This is a genomic window from Xanthomonas sp. DAR 35659 (assembly GCF_041242975.1).
GTDB lineage: Bacteria > Pseudomonadota > Gammaproteobacteria > Xanthomonadales > Xanthomonadaceae > Xanthomonas_A > Xanthomonas_A medicagonis.
Genome location: NZ_CP162488.1, coordinates 3,073,044 through 3,096,714, shown reverse-complemented (window position 1 = coordinate 3,096,714; position 23,671 = coordinate 3,073,044). Strand labels below are relative to the sequence as shown.

Genomic DNA, 23,671 nt, shown 5'->3' with positions numbered 1-23,671 from the left:
AAATCAGAAGAGTCCGATGTCGCAATCATTGGGTTTTACAGCCGCTCCTCCATCGGAAAAGCAAGTTCATGCCTTGAAAATCCATCTTCATGGAATGTCATTTCATCCCTCAGCCAGGCACCATGAGCTCGGCGATACGATCGGGTTCCCGGGCGATGGCCGTCGTGTCGACGTCGCGCGCGAGATCGAGGTGCGGGGCCTGGCGAACTTCAGCCTCGATCCGGTCTGGGTAACCTTCACTCTCCCGAAATCTGGATGGAGTCGTCATGCCGATGGGGCCGATTCCTCGGCAGGGGATCGCCCAGTGGAACGGCTTGGCATCGGAAGACATAGGGAAGAGGCACCATGGGGCTGGCCGAAGGACAACTTGCATCCCTGCTGGCTCAGGCATCGCGCCGAGCCGCGGATGAACCAGGAGTGCTCCACGTGCTGCTAGCGCAAGTGCTTCGCATCGCACAAGCGGTCGCCTTTGCCGCGGCCGCGATGATGTGCGGCCTGCACGCCGCCAGTCCCGCTTTCGCCGCCGATGATGTGGTCGGTGTGGGGCATGTCGCCGACGCGGAACGGATTTCGGCGCCGGCTGACCACGTCATGGCCGACGCGCCGGTCCGGCAAGTGCTCGAATCTCTTCCCGCAGATGTTGCGCCCGACGGTCGGCGCCTGCTGACCTACGAGCTCTCCCTGATTCCATGTGACGGTGCCGCATGCCCTTTTGAAGTGCGCCTGCTCGCAAGACCATCGGAAGGAGAAACAGCGGGAAGAAGCGCAAAGGGCGGCAGTGACAAGCCTGCAGTCAGGTTGATGTGGAACGCGCCGAGCGCGCCGGCTTGGGGAGCCGATGCCCGAGCGTACACCGCTGACCCCATCGCTTTTTTTGGGGCTGCTCTGCCGCGTGTATGGATGACAGGCGAGGAGGAGGATCAGGTCGCCGTGTCTGCCGATGTGGTGCCGCTGGGGCGGGGCGAGCAGACAGGTGCCCACGCGCTGCTCGTGACGCAGACCGCGGGATTCGAGCATCCGAAGCGTCACCATGTCCTGTTGGCGGCGGTGTCTGGAGAGTTGAAGGTGGCGTGGTCCAAGGCAGAACCGCAGGGGCCCTATGTGTCCTGGGTCGCGCTCCCCAAACGCCACGCGCCTGTCTACGTCTCGCTGTTTTTTTCTCCCTATGACGATGCGGCGGATACCGTGTCCGCTCGCCAACTGACGTGGGATGCCCGTGATCGGGTGTTTTCCGAAGAGCCCGCGCCGCCGCAGGTGCAGGCCGTCGTCGCGGGCTTCTACCGCACCCTGAGCGCGGCACGGCTGGCCAGGGCCGCCTCGGACTGCCTTTCGGGGTACAGCGCGATCGATACCGGGCCGACCCAGTCGGTGTCGCGTCATCGGTATGCATTGATCCGGGTGACCTGGGAGCAGGCCGAGGCGCTTGCGGAGACCGAGCGCCTTCGCCAGTGCCACCCGGATGGCGTCGCGCAGCCTATTGCGCTCGTGCACCTGTTGCCACCGTTGCACTCCAAACAATAAACCCAGTGACATCCAGGAGCATTCGCGTGTCATTCAAGCATTTTTCCGCCACGGTGATGGCGGCATTGTCGCTGGCTGGGCTGTTCCTCTGCGACGTGGCGTTGGCCAAGGACACCCTGGACTGCCCGACATCGCTCACCGTTTCAGAGACCGTACTGCATGCCCAGGATGTACCCGAAGGGACCCAGGTCATTCTCAAGGGCGCCACGTCGCTGCCATTCTTCTCCATGGCGGTCTTTTCGGGGCACCCGCGCGATTTGGCCTCGCTGATCTCCGACAGTGGCGAGGAGCAGGCATCATCCGGGGTCTCGGTGGCCTTCTGGAAATTCGACCGCAAGGATCCTTACGGAATCTATCTGGTGTGCGAATACGGTGCCGCTGGCGCGGTGCAAGTCTACAAGCGCGCCAGCGACGACATCCGGTCCTGCATGGCAAGAACGCGCGAGGACCGCAACCATCATCCGATCGACATTCATTTCGAGTGCGAATGAGTGTCTTGCCGTCGCCGCGGCGAGTGCATTGCGGCGCAGGCGAAGTGCTCCAGTCTGCCTTTCATCGAGGTCGGAGACTTCTGCCAGGTCAAACGATGACCTGTGAGGCCATTTGCTAGCCTGTGGCAATCGATGGCCGATGGCTCGTCACGATCTGCGACTCATCGGGATGCCATCCATGCCTTGGGACTGCAGATGCGCCCGCATCTTGCCCGATAGGGCCTTGCTGATCGGCCAGAGAGCGTCCTGCCTCAGTCAGCCATCGGACGCTTCGGGTTTGTTGCGCTTGAGTTGAGCACGCAACAGATGACACCGGCCATCGAGCAGCTTGCGCCGGAAAGTGTGGCGGGGTGCCAAGGCCTTGGCAGGGAGCGTCGCCGGGCGCGCGCGCTACGTGCTGAAGCATCAGGGTAGTCGGTTCTCCCGCGCCGAGGCGAGGAAGTCGTCGATCGCCTGTTTCGCCTCCGCCAGCGTGCAGGCGCATTCCTGCTGGTAGGCGCGGATCGCCTGCATCTTGGTGCCTGGCTGTTTCGCCAGTTCGAGCCAATCGGGCGGTGGCGGTGGCGGCGGTGGCGGTGGAGGCGATGCGGCGCTGCCATGGTCGCGTGCCGCCATCTCATAGCGCATCGTGATGGTGAAAGGCGGCAGCGCTTCGGCGAGTTCCGCGAGATACCCTTCCAGTTCCTGCTGCGAGATGAAGGCGGGAACCTGCTCGACGCAGGCTCTGGGGCCGCGACGCAGATCGTGCAGTACCAGCGGGCGTTGGCACAACTGGCGCAGCCGTTCGCCGCGCTGCGGGTCCATCAAGCCGCTCACGCTGCGGATGTCGGCGGCGATCGCCGCGGCGGTCAGGTCGCCGTAGTCGTCGGTCAGGTGACTGGCATCGCCCAGCGTCTCCAGATACCGCGCATACACGAAATCGTCGAACGTGCGGTGCCCGATCTTGCAGCGGTCGTTGTCGTGCCATGCCAGGGCGACCCCGACGTTGCCGGCGTCGTCGGGCACCAGACAGTAGAGATCGCCGGCGCCGGATTGGGCGAACGGCAGGAAGCGGCGGCCTTCCTGTGCTTCGGGGTGCAGCCACCTGGCGATCCCGTGTGCGCTTTCTTCGGCATCGATCCACTCGTAGTCCCACCAACTGAGGAAGGGCACCACGCGTGGCTGCTCGGGGTCCTTCCACGCATCGAACCACTGCGGGAAATAGGTGGTGTTGCCGCTGGCGAGCAGCGCGTGCAGCAATGGCGGCAGCGCGATGCCGGTCTCACGCGACAGGGCCTCGAACCCGGACAGCGCGCTCATGGACGGCACTGTCGACGGCGGTGGCCCGGCGCGACATCGCGCGCGGAGGCGATGCCGTCGTCGTGGCTGCGCGTTTTGCGCTGCGGCGGATTCGGGCGCGCATGGCCGTGGCGCAACGTCCTGACTGAACTCAGGTGTTCGCGCAGTGGTTGCGATGGCTGCGCATGGCCTGCGTCGCCGGAGGTGCCGAGCTGTAGATGCATCCTTTTGTTCCGTGTCCGTCGTCCTTGGATCGATTATTGCTGACGATTGCGGCGCAAGGCCAGCCACGGGATGGCGAAACGCTCGCCTTGGAGTGATGGGAAGCCAGTGGGTGGGCGCGCGATCCGTTCGCGGCTCCCCGTTGAAGGCGCGATCGTTGCGCGGATCGTTGCGCCGGGCATCGTATTCGGCGTTGTAGCGGAAGGTACGCGGGGCCGCCCATCCGCGCCGCATCGCGTGGATGGGGGCGTGGGATCGTCAGCAGCACGATGGCGCGGCCCGTCCACGCGGGACGGGCGCACCGCTCAGTGTTGTTTCGCGGTGGCGTGGAACCCCGCGCGGCCGCAGTCCGCGTCGTAGGCATAGTCGCCCGCGGCGAGCAGGTGCCGGCCGCTGTTGATGTGCGCCGGCGGCGCCTGCAGCGGTCCGCGCCACTGCACGCTGTCCGGCGTTGCCGGCTGGCCGTCGCCGACCGCGAAGCCGTAACCGAACACCGCGCGTCCGCCGGCGTCCACGACGTCGAGCCGAAGCTGGGTCTTGTCGGGCACGACGCGCGAGGTCCGCGGCGGGTCGGTGGCGTCCGCCACGGTCTGCTGCAAGGCGGCGGGGACCTGCGGCGGCACCACCGGGTTGAGCATCATGTAGGACACGCCGGTGTCCGGCAGCAGCTTGCCGCAGACACGGTAGTCGCTGCCGCTGTCCGGGAAGCTGGCGCAGGCGGTGGGCGCCTGCCAGTCGCCCGGCACGCCGGCGCTGGACGGACCGCGCTGCAACGGGACCAGGGCGAAGTGCTTCAGCGCATCCGCGCTGACGCCCAGAGTGATGCGCTTGGCGCCGAAGATGTAGCCGGGGCTCATGGCCTTCGCGCGCATCGGTGCGATGTTGAGGAAGGGATTGCGCGCGGGGTCGACGCCGCGATCGTAGCCCACGCCCATCATGCCGAAGCTGGAGGAGATCGTGGCGCAGTTGCGCAGCACCTGCGTACTGCTGCTCAGCGCGGGGCTGCCGTTGTAGCCAGCGCACGTGGCCGGCACCTGCGCCAGCGGCTTGGGCTGCCGCGCGACGCCGGCGACATCGCAGGTGCACTGCGCGGCGAGCACGGTGATGTGGTCGACGCGCGCCGCCGCGGTCGTGCCATCGGGGGAGACGCCGAGCCGCATCGGCACGTCCACGTACTTGCCCGGGTGATACTTGCTGTCGCTGGAGTAGAAGATGTGGCCGGGCGTGGTCGAGGCGTCCCAGGCGCTGCGTAGCGCGTCGCTCAGCGGCACCACCACGCCGGTGGAGCCGGTATCCACCTCCAGCACCTGGCTGCCGCCGCTGTCGCCGTCGGCATCGCTGCCGAGCTGCACGCGCACCTGGTAAGCGAATTTCGGCGTGGCCTTGGAGGCCAGCGGCAGGTCCACGGTCTGCGCGCGCAGCGCGCAGGTCTGCGCGGCGGCGGTGGCGCTCGCGCTCGCGGCCAGGCACAGGGCGACCGCGCTCCAGCGTGTCCATCGGTTCATGGCGATGTCTCGTTTCGTGTGTGTGGAGGCATGCTAGAGCGCACGAGCGTGCGGACTCGCGCGCTGCGGCGCTTGTCTACCGCCGCCGCTGCCGCGCTGTGGTCGGCATTCCAGTCGCGCCGCTGGTTCAGCGCAGGTGCCGCGCCCGCATCGCGCCGCGCACGCGCGCATGCACATGCGCGGAGCAGGCTTGCCAAGCCGCGGGGCTTGGTACACAATGCAGTCCGTCATGCGTCGGGCTGGTTCAAAAAGACCTTTTGAATCAATGTGTTGGATAGGAGCCGTCAGGCATCGTCCACGTCCGTCGCCAGGCCCCGGCAGCGGGGCTTTGTTTTTGTCGGGCGCCCTCAGGCGCCGCGGCAAGACGTCAGTCCACCGGCCTGGTGGCAGAGTGGTTATGCAGCGGACTGCAAATCCGCGTACGCCGGTTCAATTCCGACCCAGGCCTCCATCTAGAAACAACGACTTGGGCCGCTTTTCGCGGCCCTTTTCCGTTCCGGAATTCGCCGCGGTGTTCCGCAATCGTGGTACGTGCGTGCCGGCACCGCCATTGCGTCGGCGTGGGCATCCATGGAGCCCGTGGCGCCAAACAAGACGTCCGGCGCCGCAGGGTGGTATGCGCAGCGCGGCGTTGGCCTCGCGGCGCATGCCGTGGACGCACGGCACGCATCGCCATCGCGCCCGCGCCGCTTCACCAGCGATAGGTGGCCGTGGCCGTCACGCGCCGCTGCTCGCCGTAGTAGCAGTTGTCGTAGGCGTCGCAGTTGCTGAGGTAGGTCCTGTCGCCGAGGTTGTGCACGTTCAAGGCCAGGTTCCAGCGATCGAGGTCGTAGCCGAGCAGCGCATCGAACACGGTGAACGCCGGCACCTCGGCGCGTGCGGCATCCAGGTCGCCGCGGTTGGCGCCGGTGTAACGGGCGCCGAGGCCGACGCGGATGCCGTTGTCGAAGCGGTAGTCCGCCCACAACGCGGCGGCGTGGCGTGACACCGCCGACAGCGGCTTGCCCAGTTCGCGCGGATTGCTGCTGGCGGTGACTTCGACCGTCGGGGTGTAGGTGTAGGAGCCGACGACGTGCAAGTGCGGCAGTGGCTGCAGCGACGTCTCCAGTTCCAGGCCGCGTACCAGGGTTTCGCCGGTCTGGCGCGGGATGAAGTCCGGATCGTAGGTCAGGTAATTGCGCCGGCGCAGATCGAACACGGCGGCGCTGTACGTCTGCGTGCCGCCGTCGGGCTGGAAGCGCAGGCCGGCTTCGTACTGGCGGCCGGTTTCCGCGCGGAACGCGCGGCCGCTGCGCGGGTCGCGCATCGCGGTCGGCACGAACGATTCGCTGTAGCTCAGATACGGCGCCCAGCCGTTCTCGGCCACGTAGGTCAGGCCGGCGCGCTTGCTCGCCTTGCGTTCGACGATGCTGCCGCGGCTGCCGTCCAGGCGGTTGTCCACGCGGCTTTCGGCACGGTCGTAGCGCGCGCCGACGGTGAGCAGCCAACGCTCGCGCCAGCGGATCTGGTCCTGCACGTACAGCCCGGTCTGGCTCAGCGTGGCGATGCCGTCGTACCAGGGCGCGGGCATCTGCACCGGATCGCCGTAGACCGGGTGGCGAATGTCCAGCGGCGTGGTGGTGCCGCCGCTGTGGCTGACCTGGTCGATGCGCGTGCGTTGGTAGTCCAGTCCGGCTAGCAACGTATGCTGCACGCTGCCGGCGTGCAGGCGCAGCTCGACCTGGTTGTCCAGGTTCAGCGCCTGCACCGTTTCCCTGCTGTCCGAGGCGGTGCGCCGCAGTTTCGCGAAATTGGCCGGATCCAGCGGGTCGGCGGGATCGGCGATCACGAAGCCGCGGCCCTGCACGCTGCGGTAGTCGACCTTGAGCCGGCCGTAGCGCGCGTTCTGGCGAATGCTGAGGTTGTCGTTGACGCGGTGTTCGAACAGCGCGGCGACCATCGCCGTGTCCAGGTCGAAGCGGTTGTAGTGCGGATCGCTCTCGAACAGGCGGCTGGGCAGGTAGGTGCCGATCGCGGTCGGCACCAGCGACCCCACCGCCGGGCGCATACGCAGGTACACGCCGGCGCGCGTGCGGCCGAACTGCGAGAGCAGGGTGAGGCGGGTGGCGTCGCTGGGCGCCCAGGTCAGTGCCGGGGCCAGGAAGCGGCGGTCGTCGCGCATGCCGCCGGCCGGCAGTTCGGCGTCGCGCGCCAGCGCGGTGAGCCGGTACAGCACGGTGCCGTCCGCGTTCAGCGGCCCGGACAGGTCGCCGGCCAGTTGCCGACGCTGGTGATCGCCGAACTGCAGTTGCACCTCGCGCAGCGGCGCGGCGGTGGGGCGCTTGCTGATCGCGTTGACCAGCCCACCCGGGCCGCTCTGCCCGTACAGCACCGAGGCCGGTCCGCGCAGCACCTCGATGCGCTCGGCGCCGTAGCGCTCGATCGGCCAGATGCCCCAGTTGCCGTTGTTGCGCAGCGCCATCCCATCCAGATAGAAGCCGGGCGCGTAGGCGTCGAAGCCGCGCAGCGAGATCCAGTCGTAGCGCGAGTCGGTGCCGTAGCGGGTGGGGATCACGCCGGGCGTGTAGCTCAGCGCGTCCTTGAGATTCAGTGCGCCCTGGGTTTGCATGCGCGCGTCGTCGATCACCGACAGCGATTGCGGCGTTTCCAGCAGGCTGGTGTCGGTCTTGGTGGCGGTGTTGCCGCGCGCGACGGGCGCGCTGCGTTCGCTGACCAGCAGCGTGGGCAGGGTGGTGGGATCGGCTTGCGCGTGCGCGGGGCGCGGGCCGGTGCTGGCGAGGACGGCCAGGGCGGCGGCGAGCGGTGCGAGGCGGCCGGCGCGACGCGGGAACGGCGGTGGTGGAACGGTGGACGACATCAGGCGACTCCTTCGTGGCGATGCCTGCGCGACGAACGAGTGCGCGCGGGCGGAGGAAGGGCTGCCTGGGCGCGGGCCTGGGTGGCGAGGGGAGGATGGGGATCCGCCGCCGTTGGCGGCGGATCGATGCGCATGCAAGGCGCTGGCGCGAGGGCCGGTTACCAGCGGATGCCTTCGAACGGGTTCCAACTGGTGCTGCCCTTCACCTTGTCCAGATAATAAGCGTAGTTGGCGGTCATGCCGACCAGCAGCGAGTAGGCGAGGCCGAAGGCGCGGCCGGCCGCTTCCGGAAGGAAGAAGGTCACGATGCCCAAACCCAGCCCGATGCCGAGCAGCACCAGCGCCTTGCGCCACAGGCCGAGCACGAACATGTAGATGAAGCCGAAGAAGAAGGCGAACCAGTTCATGTTGAGGCGCAGTTTCTCCTGGAACGGCAGCGCTTTCATCGCCTCCTTGAAGGTCGGCGACTTGGGCTCGCCATGGGTGTCGTAGAAGTTGAAGCGGAACTGCCACTTCGGGCTGTACTGGCTGTAATCGTGGGTGGTGTTTTGCATCGTCGTGGTCTGCTCTGCGGGTGGAATGGATCGGGAAGCCGAAGGCGCCGTCAGCGTGTCGCGCGCACGGCCGGCATTGCGTTGCGCCGCGTTGACCTTTCGCTGTCGCGCGTGCACCGTATGCGCCAACCGACGCCGCGCGATGCCTGTTCTGCGGCATGCGCGCACGGGAACAGCCGACGCGGACGCGCGTCCTTGTCGGCAGGCACAAGGACGCGACGAAGGAGCAGGCAATGACGGCAGTGGCATGTGGTGCGATGGTGCGTTGGGCGCTGTCGCTGTGGATCGCCGGCATGTGCCTGCCCGCCGCCGCCGCGGAGCCGGCGGCGCCCGTCGCGGCCGCGAAGGCATTGCGGTGTCCGGGAGGGCTGTCCGTGGAGTCCGCTGCCTTGCGCAGTCCGGCGCTGCCGGCCGGCGCGCAACTGGAACTGGCCGCCGACGTGTTGAAGCTCTACTCGGCTGGCGTGTACTCCGGTCCTCCGCGGGAAGAAGCGGTGCTGATGGAGCGCAATGCGGACAGCCAGCGTCCCGTCGACTCGGGCGTGTCCGTCTGGGAATTCGAAACCCCCGATCCGCGCGGGATCTATCTGGCGTGCACCTACGGCCCGCAAGGCCATGTCGTGCTGTCGCAGCGGGTTCCCGATGACGTCGCGCGCTGCCGGTCCACGACGCTGCGCGATGCCAAGGCCGCCGCCGCCGGCGTGGCCGGTGTCGCGTTCGAGTGCGAGTGAGGGCGGGCAATGAGACTGTCGCGTCGCGCCGTGGCGATCGCCGCGCAAGCGCTGGCCTGGAGCGCCTACGCGATCGGCATGCTGCTGCTGTATGCCGTTTCCGGTAGCCCGTACGCCTGGGTGGACGGCACCGATCCGGACGTTTCCTCGGCTGGCTTTCAGGACAGCGGCAACGGGCGCCTGGTCGGCCTGTGCATTCTGGGCGCGCTGTTGCTGCTGCAGGCGCTGCATGCGTTGTGCAGTCGCCGTCGCAGCGTGCGCCTGTGCTGCCTGGGGTCGATGGTGCTGGCCTGCATCGCCTGGGGCTGCTGGAATTGAGCGCGGCGCGCAGGCGGCGCCTGCGCACGCGTGAGGCGGACGCGCGTGCGCGCGGCGCTGGCCGCGGGCGGTGACGTCCTTGTCGCGCGTAGTGGGATGCTGCATCGGGAGAACGGTCGGTCCAGAACGACGAGGCGGCCGGCGCCGCGTGCGCTGAACACGGGTCCGGCTCGCGGAAGAAGGTCTGTTGAAAAGACGAGCGACCGTGGGCGATCCCTACCGCGGCGCGCCACGCGCCACGCTCAAGGCGGCGATGGGGCCGCCGATGCGGCGCAGCGTCTTCTGCCGCGCACCGGAGTGCGTTCAGGACGCGGCGTGCGCCTCAGGCCTGCGGCGCGGCGGCGTCGCCGTTGCGTCGCTTGCGCCGACGCACGTACCAGATCGTCGCAGCCAGCAGCGCCAGGCACGCCGCGCCCAGGGCGAGACGGTGCGTGTGCACGGCGTTGCGTAGTGCCTGCCAGCGGTCGCTCCACAGGCGCCGCCGCGCGCCTTCGAAATTCGGCGTCTCGCAGGCGCCCACGCCGAACGGATAGGCTTGGCCTGTCAGCGGATTGAGCGCGCCGTGCGCGATGTAGCGCTGGTAGGAACGGCGCGCCTGCGCCGGGTCGAGATTGATCATCCAATCGGTGGACAGGCACAGGACCGCGGCGTAGGCCTGACTGCGCGTGGGCAGGTCGTCGGCGGCGCGGTCGGCCAGGGCGGCGGCGATCCAGCGGTAGTGATAGCGCTGATAGGGCTGTGCGGCGGTGGCATCCCAGCGTTGCGCTTCGGCGGCGGAGATCAGGCCGCCGGGGCGCAGTTGCGCATGCGGCGTCCTTTCGCCGTAGTTGCCGGCGTAGACGCGATTGTCCGGCCCCAGTTCGTAGCCCAGCACTTCCATGCCGTTGCGGCGTGCGATCAGCGCGGCGCGATAGTTGGCCTCGGCACGGCCGATGCCGGTCCAGGCCGAGGCGGCGTCGCGCCGTGCGTCGCCGTAGCGTCGCGCCGCTTCGCGCAGTTCGGCCTGGGCGAAGTAAGGCAATGCATCGTCGTAGCGGCCGGCGCGCATCAGCCGGCGCGCCAGCAGTTCGCGCAGCTTCAATGCCGGCGGCCGCTCCCAGTACTCCAGCGTCACGCCGGCGGCGGTCGGCGGCGCGGCCGGGACGTTGCGATCCACGTAGTCCTGCAGTTCCTGCACCGTGAGCACGCGCTCGGCGACGGCGGCGGCGTCTTCCCAGTACACCTCGCCACTGCGGTACAGCTGCGCGAACGCTTCCAGGTAGCTGCCGCGCTGCAAGGCCAGGATCGCCGCTTCGCCTTCGATGCGGCACTGCGGCTTGAAGGCCTCGTGTTCGTCGTCGTCGTCGTGGCGCATGCCCCATTCCTCGTCCCGAGGGAAGCGCCGCGCCGCCTGCGCATAAGCCTGCCCGGCGCGCGCGGCATCGCCGTCGCGCACCGCCATCTTGGCGCGCAGCCACCAGGCCAGGCCGCTGTCGCCGGCGTGCGCGAGCAGGCGCCCGGCGCCGGCGTAGTCGCCCTGGCGATAGGCCAGCGCCGCCAGGCGGTCGGCGTCCTCGACCGGGTCGATACCGGCGTCGTGCAGCAGGCGCAGGAAGCGCGCCGAAGTGAGGGTGTTGCCGGCGGCGTCATCGGTGTCGAAGGCGGTGGTGTTGCTGAGCAGCTTGGCGATCAGCAGCCGGCGCACCGCCTGCTGCCGCAAAAGCGGCGCCAGTTGCGCATCGCCAAGGCTGGCGAGCTGGGCGGCCAACTGTTTCAGCGAACTCATGCCGGTGTCCGAGCCCTGCGCCGCCTGGATGGCATACAGGTCGATCGCGCCGGTCCAGTCGCCCGTGCCCAGCAGCAGGCGCGCTTCCTCGCCGAGGCTGGCGATGCCCAGTTCCAGCGGATCGTCGAATCCGGCGATGCGCAAAGCGCGCGTCTGCTGCCATGCCTCGCGCGCCTGCTGCCGGTACGCCTGCCGCTGCGCCGCGGCGTCGCCGGCGAGCGCGCCGTCGGCGGCCAGCGCCAGGCTGCGTCCCAGCGAATAGGCGGCCCAGGTGCTGCGCGCGCGGCGCTGCGCCGCGGGCAGGGCCAGCACCTGGCGGAAGTAGTCCGCCGCCAGCGGATACTCGCCCTGCGCGAACGCCACCGCGCCGGCGGTGTACAGGCGCAGTTCCGGCGGCAGGTCGGCGCCGTCGCGCTCGGCGCGCTGCGCGTCGTGCAGCGCCCGCAACTGCTCGATGCGGGCGGCGCGCGCGGCGCCCAGTTGCGTGCGTTCGACATCGACGCGCTGTTGCGGGAACTGCGTGCCGGCGTCCCAGTAGCGCCGCAGCGTCGCGTCGCTGGCACGGCCGAGGCCGGCGATCGGCGCGCCGAGGCGCTGCGCCTCCTGGGCGAAGCTGCCTTCCGGCAAGGTCGCCAGCGCGCCGGCGCGGTCGTCGAGCAGGCGGTACGGAAAATCCGGGCCGCAGGCGCGGGCGCCGCCCAGCGGCAGCAGGACCAACACGGCGGCGAACACGCTCGCGCGCCGGAACTCAGGGCAGGACATCGAAGGAACCTGTAGGCAGGGTGCGGCAACGGATCCAGCCTAGCGCACGGCGTTCTCCGGCGGCCAGGGGCGGGGAGTGCGGCGCGCGGACGAAGCTCGGCGCCGGCGCCGAAAGTTGCAAGCGGTAGTCGCCGAGCGCGTCGCCGGCCTCGCAGTCGCCGCCGCGCAGGACGATGCGGCGTGGCGGCGGGGCCGCGGCGTTGCCGCGGTTGACCAGGGTCAGGTCGTACAGCGCGCCGTTGCCGCTGGCCTGCACCTGCAACGCCGCCTGCAGTGGCCGGCCGTGCACCACCGCTTGCAGGGTCGCCAGCGGCCAGGCGCGGCGATCGCCCGGCAGCGGCAGGCGGAACCAGACCACGCCGGCCAGGTGCGGCGGGCGGCGCGTGCGCAGCTCGCCCAGGAAGGCGGCCACTTGCTGCGGCGACACGCGCAGTTCGCGGCGCGCGCCGGCGACCGGCAGCGGCGCTTCGCTTTCGATCAGCGGCGTGGCATCCGCACTCTCGACCACGGCCACGCCGTAGGCCGGCAGGGCCAGCCAGAATGGCCTGTCGCTGCGCCCGGCATAGCGGTCGACCCAGCGCCGCGCCTGTGCCGGGTCGAACAGGCCGGTGGCGGGCGCACTCACCGCGTGCACCTGCAGCACGGAGCTATCGACCGTGCGCAACAGCGTGGGCAGCACCGGGCTGTCCAGCCAGGCCGGCAGGGCAGTGATGCTCAGCGCCAGTTCCGCCGGCAGCGCACGGCGCAACTGCCGCAGCAACCGCGCATAGGCGGGCAGGCGTGCGGTGCCGCAGTCGTGGTCGATCTCCACGCCGCGCAGTGCGACGCCGGCACCGCGCCAGTCGCGGACCAGGTGCAGGACCTCGGTGTCGATCCGCGCCGTGTCCAGCGCCGGCAATTGCCCATCCAGCCGCACCACCGCGATCACCGGGCGGCCATCGGCGGCGAGCTGCCGCAGATCCGGGGCGGCGCGGCCCCAGCCGGCGCGCGGGTGCGCCTGCAGCGCCAGCACGCGCAGCGCCGAGAAATCCGTGCGGGTCTGCGCCAGCACGGCGGCGTGCGCGCCGCTCCACTGCCGCTGCCAGACGTAGACCTGCTGCTCCAGCGGCGCCGGTGCCGGCGCCGACGCTGTACAGCCACCGAGCAGCAGACTCAGGCCGAGGAGCAGACGGCGCAGCATCTTGCCGTCGAATCAGGACGCGCGCGGTCGCGCGGCGCCACAGGGGGCGAACGGCGCCACCGCGGAACGCACAGCGGCGCAGGCAGCGGGCCGAATGCGGCTCATGCGCGCGCGCTCACGAGAACAGTCGTCCGAACAGGCCCTTCTTCGGCTTGGCCGCCAGTTGCCGGGCCAGTTCGTAGGTCTCGCGGACGTCCTCTCGGTCGTGCAGCGCCAGCGAGCGCTCGAAGGCGGCGACCGACGCGGGATAGGCGCCGAGGTTCATGTGGCAATTGGCTTCCATCATGTACAGCTGCGCGGCCGAGCCGGAGTCCGCCTGCAGCAAGGCCTCGTCGAGCAGCGCGCGTGCCGCGTCGCAGGCCGACAGCGCGCTGCGGTAGTCCTTGAGCACGTAATGGCAGTTGGCCTGGTAGTAGTGCGTGTAGAAGTCGTCGGTGCCGTCGCGTTGCACGGCGAGGAAATCCTGCAACGCCGCCTTGGCGTCCGGCAGATAGTACAGCAGCAGATAGCCGCGGCCGTGCCGTGCGCGCTGGAGCGCCTGCAGATCCCGCTGCTGCGCGGCCTGCGCGATCAGGGCGGCGTAGGCCTCGACCGCGGCGGCGTACGCCTGCGCCTCGCCGAGTGCGCTGGCCTGCACGAACAGCGTGTCCAGGTCGTGCGGGTTGGCCTGCGCCGCCGCCTGCGCCAGGGCGATGTCGACCTGCTCCGGCTGCAGCCGGCCCAGTGCCCGCGCCGCGGTGAGGCGGTGGTGCGCCTGCACCAGCGCGTACATCCGCAGCAGCTCCGGATCGGCCTGGGCGGTCGCGCCGAGCGCCTCGAACTCCTCCTGCGCCGCATCGGCGATCTCCAGCACATCGGCGTAGCGGCCGACGCGGTTGAGGTGGCTGCACGCCGTCTGCGCGCAATCCAGGAACAGCGCGGTGTCCAGGTCGTAGTCCATCATCAGGGTCAGCGACAGTTCCGCCGCTTCGGCCCGCATGCCCTGGTTGCGGTAGGCCTGGCGCAGGTTCTGGTGCAGGAACTGGAACTGGCTGTGGCGCAGTCCCTCTTCGAGGATGGCCTGGGCCTGCGCGTGCAGGCCCCGGTCCATGTACAGGGTGCCCAGGTTGTTGCAGCACATCGCGAAGGTGTGCGTGTCGGTGTTGCAGGTGGCGGCATCGCCCCGTTCCAGGGCCTGCCGGAACAGCGTGGTGCAGTGCTCGTAGAGTGCGAACTGCATCGCATCGATGTAGCCGGCGTCGGCCGGATCCATCCGCGCGTGCTTCCATTTGCCGATGGAGACGCCGGCGCCGTAGTAGCCGCAGGCGTCGCTGTCGCGGAAATCCAGTTGCAGCTGCTGCGGCGACTGGCCGGCCGGCAGCGCTTCCATCTCGAACAGGCGAACCTGCAGGTCCACCTGCGGCTGCAGCGCGTGCGATGCGCGGTAGGCGGGGATCGCCGCGTCCGGTTCGTCCAGCCAGTAGTGCGCGCTGCCGAGCAGGCGGTGCGCGGCGGCGTTGTCCGGGTCCAGGCCGATCGCGTGATTGGCCCACTCGGCGACACGGCGCAGCGCCCGCGCGCGGTCGCGGTCGAAGTGCTCGCTGCGGTCCAGGTAGAGCATGCATTGCAGCAGCCAGGGCCAGGCATCGGTGGGCGCGGCCTGGATGCGTTCGTCGCAGCGCTGCATCAGGCGATGGAGGTCGTGCTCCTGCAGGTGGCCGAAGACGGTCGAGCCGGACCACAGCCGGTACAGGCCTGCGAAGTCGTCCTGGCGTAGGGCGGCCATGCCGCGCTGGATCAGGGTTTGCATGCAGCGGATGCTCCGGGAAAAAAGTGGTGCGGGAGCCGAGGCGGCGCGGCGGCGGCTCCAGCGGGAACGTCGGTAGATAGACGAGCCAGCCGCGGCTTTCCCTACCGGGCGGCGGACGCCGGCATGCGCCATTGCGGGCGCGGCCCGCATCCGCCGGAGCAGGCGGGCGGGCCGCTATCATGGCGTTTTCGATGGCGAGCGACTGTCTTGGATCCCGTTTCTTCCTCCGCCGCGGCCACGCCGCTGCAGTACCAGTGCGACTTCCTGGATGCCGGGACCACCGATTGGGAGATCTGGATCAGCACCGGCTTCCGTTCGGCGCACGATCCCGAGGATCGGTTGCATCTGGTCTGCGGCTTCCATGACGACGAGGAGGCGGCGATCGAGGGCCTGTACCTGGAGCGCAAGGATCAGGCGCAGGGCGGCACCGGCCTGCTGGAGGAGGCGGTGCTGCACGCGGACCGGCTGTGCCTGCGGCTCACGGCGCGCGGCGTGACGGTGCTGGGGTTCCCGTGCGACCGCGTCGAGCTGCTGTTTCCGTCGGATCCCGAGCGCGTGGCCAAGGTGGTGGAGCAGGCGCAGGCGATGCGCGAGGAGCCGAACGGGCAGCGGATGCGTCTGGCCTGAGCAGGCGCGGGGGGCGCCGCTGCCCCGCGATGTATGCGCCCTGCGCGCCGTGTGCCCGGGGGGCCAGGACGGCGTGCGTGGGTGTCGATCGGGTGGCCTGCAGTGGCTATCCACCACCACATGCCGCCTGCGCCAGGCCCCGCGCAGCGTCTAGCGCGACGCCGTGCCCAAGCGCCGGGTGTACTGCACGAACACCTGCCGGCCGACAGTGTCGAACCAGGACACGTCGTAGTACGGATACACGGTGGCGCTGGGATCGCGCGGCGGCATCGCATCGAACAGGTTGGTGGCGGCCAGCGCCACTTCGCTGCGCGCGTCGATCCGGTACGCCAGGTTGGCATTGAAGCGATAGCTGGCGCCGATCCACGGCCGCAGGCCGCTGGCCGCGTCGTAGGTGCCGGCGGTGGAGGCCCAACTGGGGAGACGCCCCAGCCGTTGCGCGTGCAGGGTCGCCGACCAGGCCTGGTGCGACCAGGTCAGGCGGGCGTTGGCCTTGGTGCGCGGCATGTCGTCGCCGCTGTTGGGCGCGAACGCGTCGCGCATCGGTTCGCCGGCGTAGAGCTGGACGCGGTACTGGCGCACCCAGGTGTAACCGAGCGCGGCCTCGAAGCTGCCGATGCGGGTGTCCGATTGCGCGTGCAGTTGCGCGTCCACGCCACTGGTGCTGGTGCGGGCCAGATTCATCGGCGCCAGCGCCACCGCATAGAGCCGACCCTCGGGGGTGCGCACTACCCGCGCGATGCTCTGCTGGCAGGCGGCCGCGTCCAGCGGACGGCGGCCGAGACGGCAGTCGGCCTCGTCGCGCAGGGCGCGATCGGCGCTGAGATCCTGCACCTGATTGCGCAGGTCGATGGAGAAATAGTCCACGGTGAGATCCAGGCCCGCCAGCGGCGACCAGACCGCGCCGGCGGTCCAGGAGCGGCTGGTCTCCGGCTTCAGCGCCAGATTGCCACGGCGGCGGCGCAGCAGCGGTTCGTTGTCGAAGCGGCACGTTGCTGCGCTGGCCGCGGCGTCTTCGGTCTGGCAGCGGAAATAATCCGTGACCTGGTCTTCGTCGATGCCTTCGCCCGCGTACAGGTAGTGCAGGTCCGGGGCGCGGAACGCCAGGCCTTGCGAGGCGCGCAGCAACAGGTGCTCGCTCGGGCGCCACTCCAGGCCCGTGCTCCAGGTGAGGCGGCCGACCTGCCGGCCGGAATAGGCGTAGCGGTCGTAGCGCGCCGCGCCGTCGACGGTGAGCTGTTCCAGCAGCGGCAGGCGCAGTTCCGCCGCCAGTGCCCAGCGTCGGCGCTGGCCGGCGCCGTCGGCGTCGCGCCAGCTGTAGTAGTAGGACTGGGTCGCCAAGGGGTCCGGATGCAGCGCATAGGCCTGCTCGCCGGCCTCGGCGGTGAGCGCGATGCCGGCGTCGCCTCCGCGCAGACCGAACAGTGCGGGGTTGCGCAGGGTCAGCGTGGCCGCGTCGCTGCGCGAACGCGGGCGGTAGGTGGTGCGCGCCGCGATGGCGGCGTACTCGGCCGGGGTCAGCGCGGTGTACAGGCGCGCCGGATCGGCATCGAAGCGCGGATAGCCGGAGTTCGGGTCCACCCCGTGTTGCTCGCCCAGGAACCACGCGTTGGCGCGCGCGGCGACGATCTGCGGCCAGGTGGTGCGCAGCGTCGCCTGGGAATGGCTCAGTGCGGCCTCGTACGCCCAGTCGCCGGTGCCGAGCGTGCCGTCGATGCCGGTGCTCACGCCGAGGCGCTGCTGCCGGTTGCGGATCATGTTGGCCTCCAGGCCGCCCATCTCCTCCGGCGCGAACTGCCTGCGCCAGGACTCCACCTGCGCGGTGCGCTGGTTGTAGAAATAGCCTTCCTCGTTGCCGTCCGCGCGCATGTACGACCAGTTCTGCACGCTGTCCATCAGCGCGACGTCCTGCAGCCCCACCTGCACGTCGGCGAACCATTCGGCGCGATCGCCCAGCGCGCGGTGCAGCGTGGCATACGCATCCAGGCTGCGCCGGCGGTGCAGCAGGGTGCCATAGGCGATGGCGCGGCGGCTGCCGCAGTAGTAGCCGGGCTGGCCGGCCGCGCCGGCACCCTCCCGCGCGCTGTAGCCGGTGTCGTGCCCGTTGAGGGCCGCCAACGGCGCGCAGGTGGCCGCGCCCGGGTCGAGATAGACGTCGTCGCCGTCGGTGCGCAGGAACACGCGGCGCGGCGCGGCCGCGCGTGCGCTGGGGGCGTCGTCGCTGGAGTCCTGGCGGTCGCGCTGATAGCCCCACAGCGGTTGCTGCAGGTTCGCCTCGACGGCGACCAGGCCGGACAGCGCGTCGCCGGAAAAGCCGTGGGTGAGGCTGGCCCGCAGCGAACGCGCATCGCCGCGGCTGCTCTGCCCGTAGCGGGCGTCCACGCTGGTGCCGTCGGCATCGCGCTTGAGCAGGATGTTGATCACCCCGGCGATCGCGTCGGACCCGTACACCGCCGACGCGCTGCCGGTCAGCACCTCGATGCGCTCGACCATGCCCAGCGGCACGCTGGCGATATCGACGAAGTTGCTGCGGCCGTTGAACGGCAGCGGGAAGTCGGCCACGCGGCGGCCGTTGATCAGCACCAGGGTGTGGTTGGGGCCGAGCCCGCGCAGGTTCACCTGCTCAGCGCCCGGCGTGTAGTCGGCGCCGCTGGCCGATTGCTGGCTCTGGGTCTCGCCGACGTTCTGGGTCAGCGCGCGCAGCACGTCCGGCAGCCGGGTGAAACCGCTGGTGCGGATCTGCGCGGCGTCTATCACCGTCACCGGCGCCGCGCCTTCCGACTGCGCGCGCGGGATCCGCGAGCCGGTCACTTGCAGCGTCGCCAGTTGCGCTGGCGCCGCGGCGGCGGGCGGTACAAGCGGCGGCGTCGCCGGCACGACGGGCGCGGGCGCCGCCGCTAACCGCCGCAGCACGATGTCCTTGCCCTCGCGCTGGGCTTCCAGGCCGGTGCCCTGCAACAGCGCGTCCAGCGCGCGCAGCGGATCGCTGGCGTCGCGCACGCCCGCCGTGGACAGGTCGCGGACCAGTTCGGGCCGATACAGCAACTGCAACCCGGCCTGCCGCGCCAACGCGTTCAGCGCCGGCGCCAACGGCCCGGCGGGGATGTCGAGGCCGGCCGGTTGCGCGATCGCCGCGGCCGCCGCGGTGGCGAGCAGCGCGCCCCAGGTCAGCTTCCGGTGGATCGACCGCTGCGGCATACGGGTCTCCTGGTGACGCGACGGAACGGGCAGGGACGGACACGGCGTGCGGCGTGGCCGCGGCGGCTCAGCGCCGATGCAGGATCACGGCTTCGGCATGCGTCTCCATGCGCACCGGATACTCCCGTTCCAGCAGGCGCGCGAAGCCCTCCGGATCGTTCCAGCGGATGCTGCCGCTGATCCGCAGCGGATGCAGGGCCGCATCGGCCAGCACCAGCGGCCGCCGGTTGTAGCGGTTGATCTCGGCCACCGCCTGCGGCAGCGCCACATCGTCGAAACTCAGATAGCCCTCGCGCCAGTCCAGTTGCCGCTCCGCCTCGGCGATGCTGCCGCGGTGGACGCGCGCGCCCTGCGGGCCGGTCGTGGCGATGCTGCCGGCGGGCAGCAGCGTCGTGGCCGGGCGCTGCGCGGCATCGGGATCCTCCATCCGCACCATGCCCTCGGTGACCACCACGCGCAGCGTGTCGTGGTCCTGGCGCACCGCGAAGCGGGTCCCGACGGCGACCACGCGGCGCGCGCCGCCGTGCACCACGAACGGCCGCGCCGGGTCCTTGTGGACCGCGAAGAACGCCTCGCCACGCTGCAACACCACCTCGCGCGTGCGCGCGCCGACGCGCGTCTCGATCAGGCTGTCGCTGCTCAGCGTGGCCTGCGAGCCGTCGGCAAGGGCGACCGTGCGCAACTCGCCGATGTCGGTGCGGAAGGCCTGGGCCGCGGGGGCCGAGGGCATCAGCACCGTGTACAGGCCGGCGGCGACCGCGACGCTGGCCGCGGCGCCGAGCGCGGCCGCCAGCCAGCCGCGGCGCAATGCGCTGGAACGCCGCGGCGGCGGCGCGTGTTGCGGCGTGGCCGGTGGGTGCTGCGGCGATGGCATCGACGGCCCCGGCGTCACCGTCAGTCCGGTGCTCAGGCCGCGCGGCGCCGGTTGTCCTGCGGGGATGCCGGCGCCCAGCGCGCGCAGGCGTGCCGCCTCGCTCCAGGCCACGTCCAGGCGCAGGAACGCCACCCGGTGCGCGGTGGACGCGTCCAGCCACGCATCGAGCTCGGCCTGATCGGCCTCGCTCCAGGACCCGCTCTCGCGCCGTGTCAGCCACTGCGCGGCCAGCGCTTCAATCGCCCAGCTTTCCATCTTGCGGTTCCTGCATCACCACGGACATCGGCGCGGCGTTCACCACCGCGCCATGGAAATAATCGGCGAGCAGACGCACGCCCTTGGCCATGTGCTTCTCGACCGTCTTCTCGCTGATCCCCAGCCGCACCGCCACCTCTTTCTGCGAAAGTTCCTCCACCCGGCGCAACCAGATCACCTCGCGGCAACGGTCCGGCAGCCGGTCCAGCGCGTGGGCCAGCCGCGCCAGCACCTGGCGGCCGCCGAGCCAGCGCTCCGGCGAGCGTTCGTCTATCAAGACGTTCAAGTCGTCCGGATTCCCCACCGCCTCGATCGACACGATCCGGCTGCGCCGCACCTTGTCGGCCATCAGATTGCGCGCGGTGGTGAACAGGAAGGCCTGCGGCGCGTCCGGCAGCGCGCGCCGCGCCGCCTCGTAGACGCGCGTGTAGACCTCCTGGCGCAGGTCGTGGATCTCCTGCGGATGCGGCCAGCAGCGCATCAGGTACGCGACCAGCCCCGATTCGTGGACGAGGATGTGCTGGGCGAACCAGCGGTCCAGTTCATTGGCCATGGCGCTGCTCCTCGCAACGATGCCATGCGCCGCATGCCGGACGCGGGGCGTGCGCGTCGCCACGTCGCCGTGTCGGTGCCGGTTGCGCAAGGGGGCCGCCGCGGCGGCAAAGCAGGGTGCGTCCTGTCACGCGCTTTCTCCTCGATCCGCTGCCATGGGGGAAGCGGAGGTCTGCTTCGTCTATTCCAGTACGGGCCGATGCGATCGGTCCGGCGATTCCATCTAGTTTCCCATCAAGGACCCGACCAATGCACCTGCTGTCCCGTTTGCGCCGCCATTCCCTCGTCCTCCTGCTGAGCGCGTTGCCGCTGGCCGGTGCCGCCGTCGTCGCGCATGCCGAACCGGCGCGCGCGGAGGTGGCCAAGCAGGTCAAGGCCTATGCCTCGGCCGATGGCGTCAAGGTGTCGACGCTGCGCTACGGCCCGCGCGAGCGCGAGCAGGCGCTGATCCAGGTGATCGACGTGGACAACGCCATCGACGGCAAGATCATGCTCGCCAGCACCCGCACCACCGACAAGGACACCCGCTACACCGTGCAACTCAACGGTCGCCCCTATGTGCTGCTGATCGTCAGCGAGGCCGCAGGCGAACTGTACGTGCCGGGCGCGCCGAAGCCGACCTGGGTGAGCTACAGCGCCGACCTGTCGGCGCAGAGCAATCCGGAGCACTACCTGACCGATTACGAGGAGCAGGGGAAGGGCAAGTAATCCGTCGCGGTGGATGAAAGCGGCCATCGGCACATCGTCGTGCCGGATGGCGCTGCACGGCGCTGGACGGCGCGCCGCATGTGGATGCCCAGCGCTAGCCCCTCTCCCATCGGGAGAGGGGTTGGGGTGAGGGTCCGGCGCGAAAGCGACTCGCGTAGCTTGGGTGCGCGAGGCTGCGCCCGTCCCCTCATCCAACCCTGCGGGGCACCTTCCCCCGAAAAGGGGGGCATGGTCCCGAGGGGAGAAGGGAGCAGCCGCTGGACCGGCGCGCACTAGGTACCTGGCGCGCATCGCCCACGCATTTTGCGATGATGCGCACCTACTCACCGGATCCCGATGCCATGGTCAATTCCTTGTCTGCCGTCGCGCGTCGCGCGAGTGTCGTCGTCGCGGTCCTGGCCGTGGCGACCGGCCTGTGCGGCGCGGCGCGGGCGGCAACGCCGCCGGACACCGCCACGCGCTGCGGCTGGTTCGATAACCCTTCGCCCGGCAACGCCACGCTGGTGGACAAGGACGGCGAGTGGACGATCGGCCAGCAGGGCGGGCACCAGGCCGAGGGGGAATGGCCGATGTTTCCCAAGACGCGTTGGGTAGCCACCGGCGCGGGCAGTGCCGGCTATGGTTGCGCCTGCCTCAAAGTGAGCGCGCGCGCCGAGACGCAGGAAGTGACGGCCATCGTCTCCGCCCATGCGCAGCCGTTGAAGACCTGCCGGCAGGACAAGGCGCTGCAGGGCAAGGAGCCGGAGAATCCGCTGAAGTAAGGAGCTGTCGCCGATGCGTGGCTTTTCCCGATCGTGCAGGGTGCGGTGTTGGTGACGGATGCGGCGAGCGACCGTTTGCCAGCCAGCAAGGCGGACGGCGCCCGTTTCTGTAGTGACTCCCGAAAGCGCTTGGTGGCTTTTGCCTGCGTGCCGCGGTGGCAGCGCCACCACGATTGAGCGTTTGCGCGCTTTCGCTGCGGGCGTTGATTCCGGCGCCGGCAGCAACACCGTGCTCCGTGCGCCAGGACATGATGCGTGCGCTCCGTCGAGCCGCATCATCACTGCCTGGAAGGATGGGGCAGGGAGCTCGCGTCCCTGTCATGCCGGAAATCGTTCGCGGGCACTGCCGGGTGCGGTGCAGAGCGGCGATGCAGTAACGCAGAAACGAAAAAAGGAGCCGAAGCTCCTTTTTTCTGGTTTCCACTCGCGTCGAGGACGTGGGTGAAGCAATTTGGAGCGGGAAACGAGACTCGAACTCGCGACCTCAACCTTGGCAAGGTTGCGCTCTACCAACTGAGCTATTCCCGCTTGGGAGCCGCGCATTCTACATGCCTCCCGGGAGGCGCGCTAGCCCTTTCTTGCAAAAAAATGTCCGCTGCCAGATGGCGGCGCGCGCGCCCGATGACGTGACGGGTTCGTGCCGGCTCAGGCCAGCGCCCACCAGGCCAGCAGCGCCGCCAGCAGCGCGGTGGCGCCGCTCAACAGCCGCGGCCGCCGCCACCACCTGCGCCGCGGTTGCCGATCGATGGCGTTGGCGCCGACGCGGCGCAGCAGGCCGTGGGCGAAGCCGTAGCGGTCCATGCTGCGATCGCAGGCATCGACGCAGGCGCCGCAGGCCGTGCACGCGTAGTGCGCACCGTTGCGCGGGTCGATGCCGGCCGGGCAGGCGTGCAGGCAGGCGTCGCAGTTCACGCAGTCGCCGAGCTGGTCGGCGCTGAACTTGGGCAGGGTGCCGGCGTAGGCGGCGAGGGCATCGCCGCGGCTGCCGCCCTGGCGGGCGAGTTGGGCGATGCTGGCGCGCAAGGCGTAGTCGCGGGCGGTGACGGCGTTGAGCAGGCGCCGGCCGCGCTGGTCCACGCTGCCCTGGCCGCAGGCGCGCGCGCCGCGCGGCTCGCCGCGCATCGCGTCGTAGCCGATCAGCGGCGTCTGGCGGTCGCACAGCAGTGGCTGCAGCCGCGCGTAGGGGCACAGGTAGCGGCAGGTCTGGCTGCGCAGGAAGCCGGCGTTGCCCCAGGTGGCCAGGGCGTAGAACAGCACCCAGAACGTCTCCCAGCCGCTCCAGGCGAAGGGCCGCAGCCGCGTCACCAGGTCGCCGATCGGCGCGAAATAGCCGACGAAGCTGATCCCGGTCCACAGCGCCAGCGTCGCCCACGCCACGTGGCGCGCGGCCGCCGGCCAGGCCGCGAAGCGCCGTTCCAGCCAGCCGAAGGCGTGGCTCCAGACCGTCTGCGGGCAGGCGAAGCCGCACCAGACCCGTCCCGCCAGCGTGGTCGTCACCGCCAGCGCCGCGGCCGCGGCGAGCAGCGCCAGCAGCAGCCAGCCGACGTCGTGCGGCCACAGGGTCCAGCCGAACACCTGCAGGCGCCGCGCCGGCAGGTCCAGCAGCAGCGCCTGGCGACCGTCCCATTGCAGCCAGGGCAGCAGGTAGAACGCGGCGAACAGCGCCCACAGCACGTTGCGGCGCAGGCGGGTGTAGCCGCTGCGCGGCAGCGCGGCACCCGCG

Annotated in this window: 20 protein-coding genes, 2 tRNA genes and 1 pseudogene; 8 read left to right on the top strand and 15 right to left on the bottom strand. The window is 70.2% G+C overall.

The features are described from left to right. Positions 1–109: 109 nt before the first annotated feature. On the bottom strand, positions 110–331 hold the full coding sequence (locus AB3X07_RS13080) for a hypothetical protein (protein WP_369939031.1): 222 nt from the start codon (positions 329–331) through the stop codon (positions 110–112). Between the two features lie 14 nt (positions 332–345). Between AB3X07_RS13080 and AB3X07_RS13075 the strand changes: the two genes are divergently transcribed. Both AB3X07_RS13075 and AB3X07_RS13070 read left to right on the top strand, forming a co-directional pair. Continuing rightward, positions 346–1,521, top strand: coding sequence for a hypothetical protein (locus tag AB3X07_RS13075; RefSeq protein WP_369939030.1), 1,176 nt, complete (start codon positions 346–348; stop codon positions 1,519–1,521). Positions 1,522–1,547: 26 nt separating this feature from the next. Next, a complete protein-coding gene (locus AB3X07_RS13070) occupies positions 1,548–2,012 on the top strand; it encodes an STY0301 family protein (RefSeq protein WP_369939029.1) in 465 nt (154 codons plus the stop codon). A gap of 165 nt (positions 2,013–2,177) precedes the next feature. On the opposite strand, the pseudogene AB3X07_RS13065 reads toward AB3X07_RS13070, so the two are convergent. The 4 genes and pseudogenes from AB3X07_RS13065 to AB3X07_RS13050 all read right to left on the bottom strand — a co-directional run. Further along, positions 2,178–2,381, bottom strand: a pseudogene (locus AB3X07_RS13065) (TraI domain-containing protein); the annotation flags it as partial. Positions 2,382–2,417: 36 nt separating this feature from the next. Then, positions 2,418–3,311 carry an SMI1/KNR4 family protein gene (locus AB3X07_RS13060; protein WP_369939028.1) on the bottom strand — a complete coding sequence of 298 codons (894 nt, stop codon included), beginning with the start codon at positions 3,309–3,311 and terminating at the stop codon, positions 2,418–2,420. Continuing rightward, positions 3,308–3,514 (bottom strand): hypothetical protein, encoded by a 207-nt coding sequence (locus AB3X07_RS13055; protein ID WP_369939027.1) that lies wholly within the window; start codon positions 3,512–3,514, stop codon positions 3,308–3,310. Before AB3X07_RS13055 ends, AB3X07_RS13060 begins: the two co-directional genes overlap by 4 nt. Before the next feature lie 303 nt (positions 3,515–3,817). Then, the gene (locus AB3X07_RS13050) at positions 3,818–5,017 is read right to left on the bottom strand and encodes a hypothetical protein (RefSeq protein ID WP_369939026.1); all 1,200 of its coding nucleotides are present in this window, start codon (positions 5,015–5,017) and stop codon (positions 3,818–3,820) included. A gap of 377 nt (positions 5,018–5,394) precedes the next feature. Here AB3X07_RS13050 and AB3X07_RS13045 point away from each other — a divergent pair. Next, a tRNA-Cys gene (locus AB3X07_RS13045) sits at positions 5,395–5,468 on the top strand. Positions 5,469–5,708: 240 nt separating this feature from the next. Here the strand turns inward: AB3X07_RS13045 and AB3X07_RS13040 are convergent. Together AB3X07_RS13040 and AB3X07_RS13035 are read right to left on the bottom strand one after the other, a co-directional pair. Beyond that, positions 5,709–7,874 carry a TonB-dependent siderophore receptor gene (locus tag AB3X07_RS13040; RefSeq protein ID WP_369939025.1) on the bottom strand — a complete coding sequence of 722 codons (2,166 nt, stop codon included), beginning with the start codon at positions 7,872–7,874 and terminating at the stop codon, positions 5,709–5,711. A gap of 158 nt (positions 7,875–8,032) precedes the next feature. Further along, positions 8,033–8,428: a DUF2628 domain-containing protein gene (locus AB3X07_RS13035; protein ID WP_369939024.1), complete on the bottom strand. Its 396-nt coding sequence runs from the start codon at positions 8,426–8,428 to the stop codon at positions 8,033–8,035. A gap of 158 nt (positions 8,429–8,586) precedes the next feature. Between AB3X07_RS13035 and AB3X07_RS13030 the strand changes: the two genes are divergently transcribed. Continuing rightward, a complete protein-coding gene (locus tag AB3X07_RS13030) occupies positions 8,587–9,159 on the top strand; it encodes an STY0301 family protein (RefSeq protein WP_369939023.1) in 573 nt (190 codons plus the stop codon). A gap of 9 nt (positions 9,160–9,168) precedes the next feature. Then, complete coding sequence (locus tag AB3X07_RS13025) at positions 9,169–9,477, top strand: hypothetical protein (RefSeq protein WP_369939022.1); 309 nt, start codon at positions 9,169–9,171, stop codon at positions 9,475–9,477. Between the two features lie 322 nt (positions 9,478–9,799). On the opposite strand, the gene AB3X07_RS13020 is transcribed toward AB3X07_RS13025, so the two are convergent. From AB3X07_RS13020 to AB3X07_RS13010, 3 genes are all read right to left on the bottom strand, one after another. Next, a complete protein-coding gene (locus AB3X07_RS13020; RefSeq protein WP_369939021.1) occupies positions 9,800–12,004 on the bottom strand; it encodes a hypothetical protein in 2,205 nt (734 codons plus the stop codon). Continuing rightward, complete coding sequence (locus AB3X07_RS13015) at positions 11,991–13,184, bottom strand: DUF3142 domain-containing protein (protein ID WP_369939020.1); 1,194 nt, start codon at positions 13,182–13,184, stop codon at positions 11,991–11,993. The genes AB3X07_RS13020 and AB3X07_RS13015 overlap by 14 nt, the downstream gene beginning before the upstream one ends. Before the next feature lie 115 nt (positions 13,185–13,299). Further along, positions 13,300–14,973: a hypothetical protein gene (locus AB3X07_RS13010; protein ID WP_369939019.1), complete on the bottom strand. Its 1,674-nt coding sequence runs from the start codon at positions 14,971–14,973 to the stop codon at positions 13,300–13,302. Between the two features lie 207 nt (positions 14,974–15,180). Between AB3X07_RS13010 and AB3X07_RS13005 the strand changes: the two genes are divergently transcribed. Further along, positions 15,181–15,600 carry a hypothetical protein gene (locus AB3X07_RS13005; RefSeq protein ID WP_369939018.1) on the top strand — a complete coding sequence of 140 codons (420 nt, stop codon included), beginning with the start codon at positions 15,181–15,183 and terminating at the stop codon, positions 15,598–15,600. Positions 15,601–15,750: 150 nt separating this feature from the next. On the opposite strand, the gene AB3X07_RS13000 is transcribed toward AB3X07_RS13005, so the two are convergent. The 3 genes from AB3X07_RS13000 to AB3X07_RS12990 all read right to left on the bottom strand — a co-directional run bounded on the left by AB3X07_RS13000 (position 15,751) and on the right by AB3X07_RS12990 (position 20,480). After that, positions 15,751–18,798: a TonB-dependent receptor domain-containing protein gene (locus AB3X07_RS13000; RefSeq protein WP_369939017.1), complete on the bottom strand. Its 3,048-nt coding sequence runs from the start codon at positions 18,796–18,798 to the stop codon at positions 15,751–15,753. A gap of 67 nt (positions 18,799–18,865) precedes the next feature. Next, positions 18,866–19,927, bottom strand: a complete 1,062-nt coding sequence (locus AB3X07_RS12995; RefSeq protein WP_369939016.1) for a FecR family protein — start codon at positions 19,925–19,927, stop codon at positions 18,866–18,868. Continuing rightward, positions 19,908–20,480 carry an RNA polymerase sigma factor gene (locus tag AB3X07_RS12990; RefSeq protein WP_369944755.1) on the bottom strand — a complete coding sequence of 191 codons (573 nt, stop codon included), beginning with the start codon at positions 20,478–20,480 and terminating at the stop codon, positions 19,908–19,910. Before AB3X07_RS12990 ends, AB3X07_RS12995 begins: the two co-directional genes overlap by 20 nt. 248 nt (positions 20,481–20,728) lie before the next feature. Here AB3X07_RS12990 and AB3X07_RS12985 point away from each other — a divergent pair, with 248 nt between their 5' ends. Together AB3X07_RS12985 and AB3X07_RS12980 are read left to right on the top strand one after the other, a co-directional pair. Beyond that, positions 20,729–21,187 carry a hypothetical protein gene (locus AB3X07_RS12985; RefSeq protein ID WP_369939015.1) on the top strand — a complete coding sequence of 153 codons (459 nt, stop codon included), beginning with the start codon at positions 20,729–20,731 and terminating at the stop codon, positions 21,185–21,187. Positions 21,188–21,495: 308 nt separating this feature from the next. After that, the gene (locus tag AB3X07_RS12980; RefSeq protein ID WP_369939014.1) at positions 21,496–21,948 is read left to right on the top strand and encodes a DUF4087 domain-containing protein; all 453 of its coding nucleotides are present in this window, start codon (positions 21,496–21,498) and stop codon (positions 21,946–21,948) included. A gap of 452 nt (positions 21,949–22,400) precedes the next feature. On the opposite strand, the gene AB3X07_RS12975 is transcribed toward AB3X07_RS12980, so the two are convergent. Both AB3X07_RS12975 and AB3X07_RS12970 read right to left on the bottom strand, forming a co-directional pair. After that, positions 22,401–22,476 (bottom strand) — tRNA-Gly (locus tag AB3X07_RS12975). A 117-nt stretch (positions 22,477–22,593) separates the two neighbouring features. After that, positions 22,594–23,658, bottom strand: a complete 1,065-nt coding sequence (locus AB3X07_RS12970; RefSeq protein WP_369944754.1) for a 4Fe-4S dicluster domain-containing protein — start codon at positions 23,656–23,658, stop codon at positions 22,594–22,596. Between the last annotated feature and the right edge of the window lie 13 nt (positions 23,659–23,671).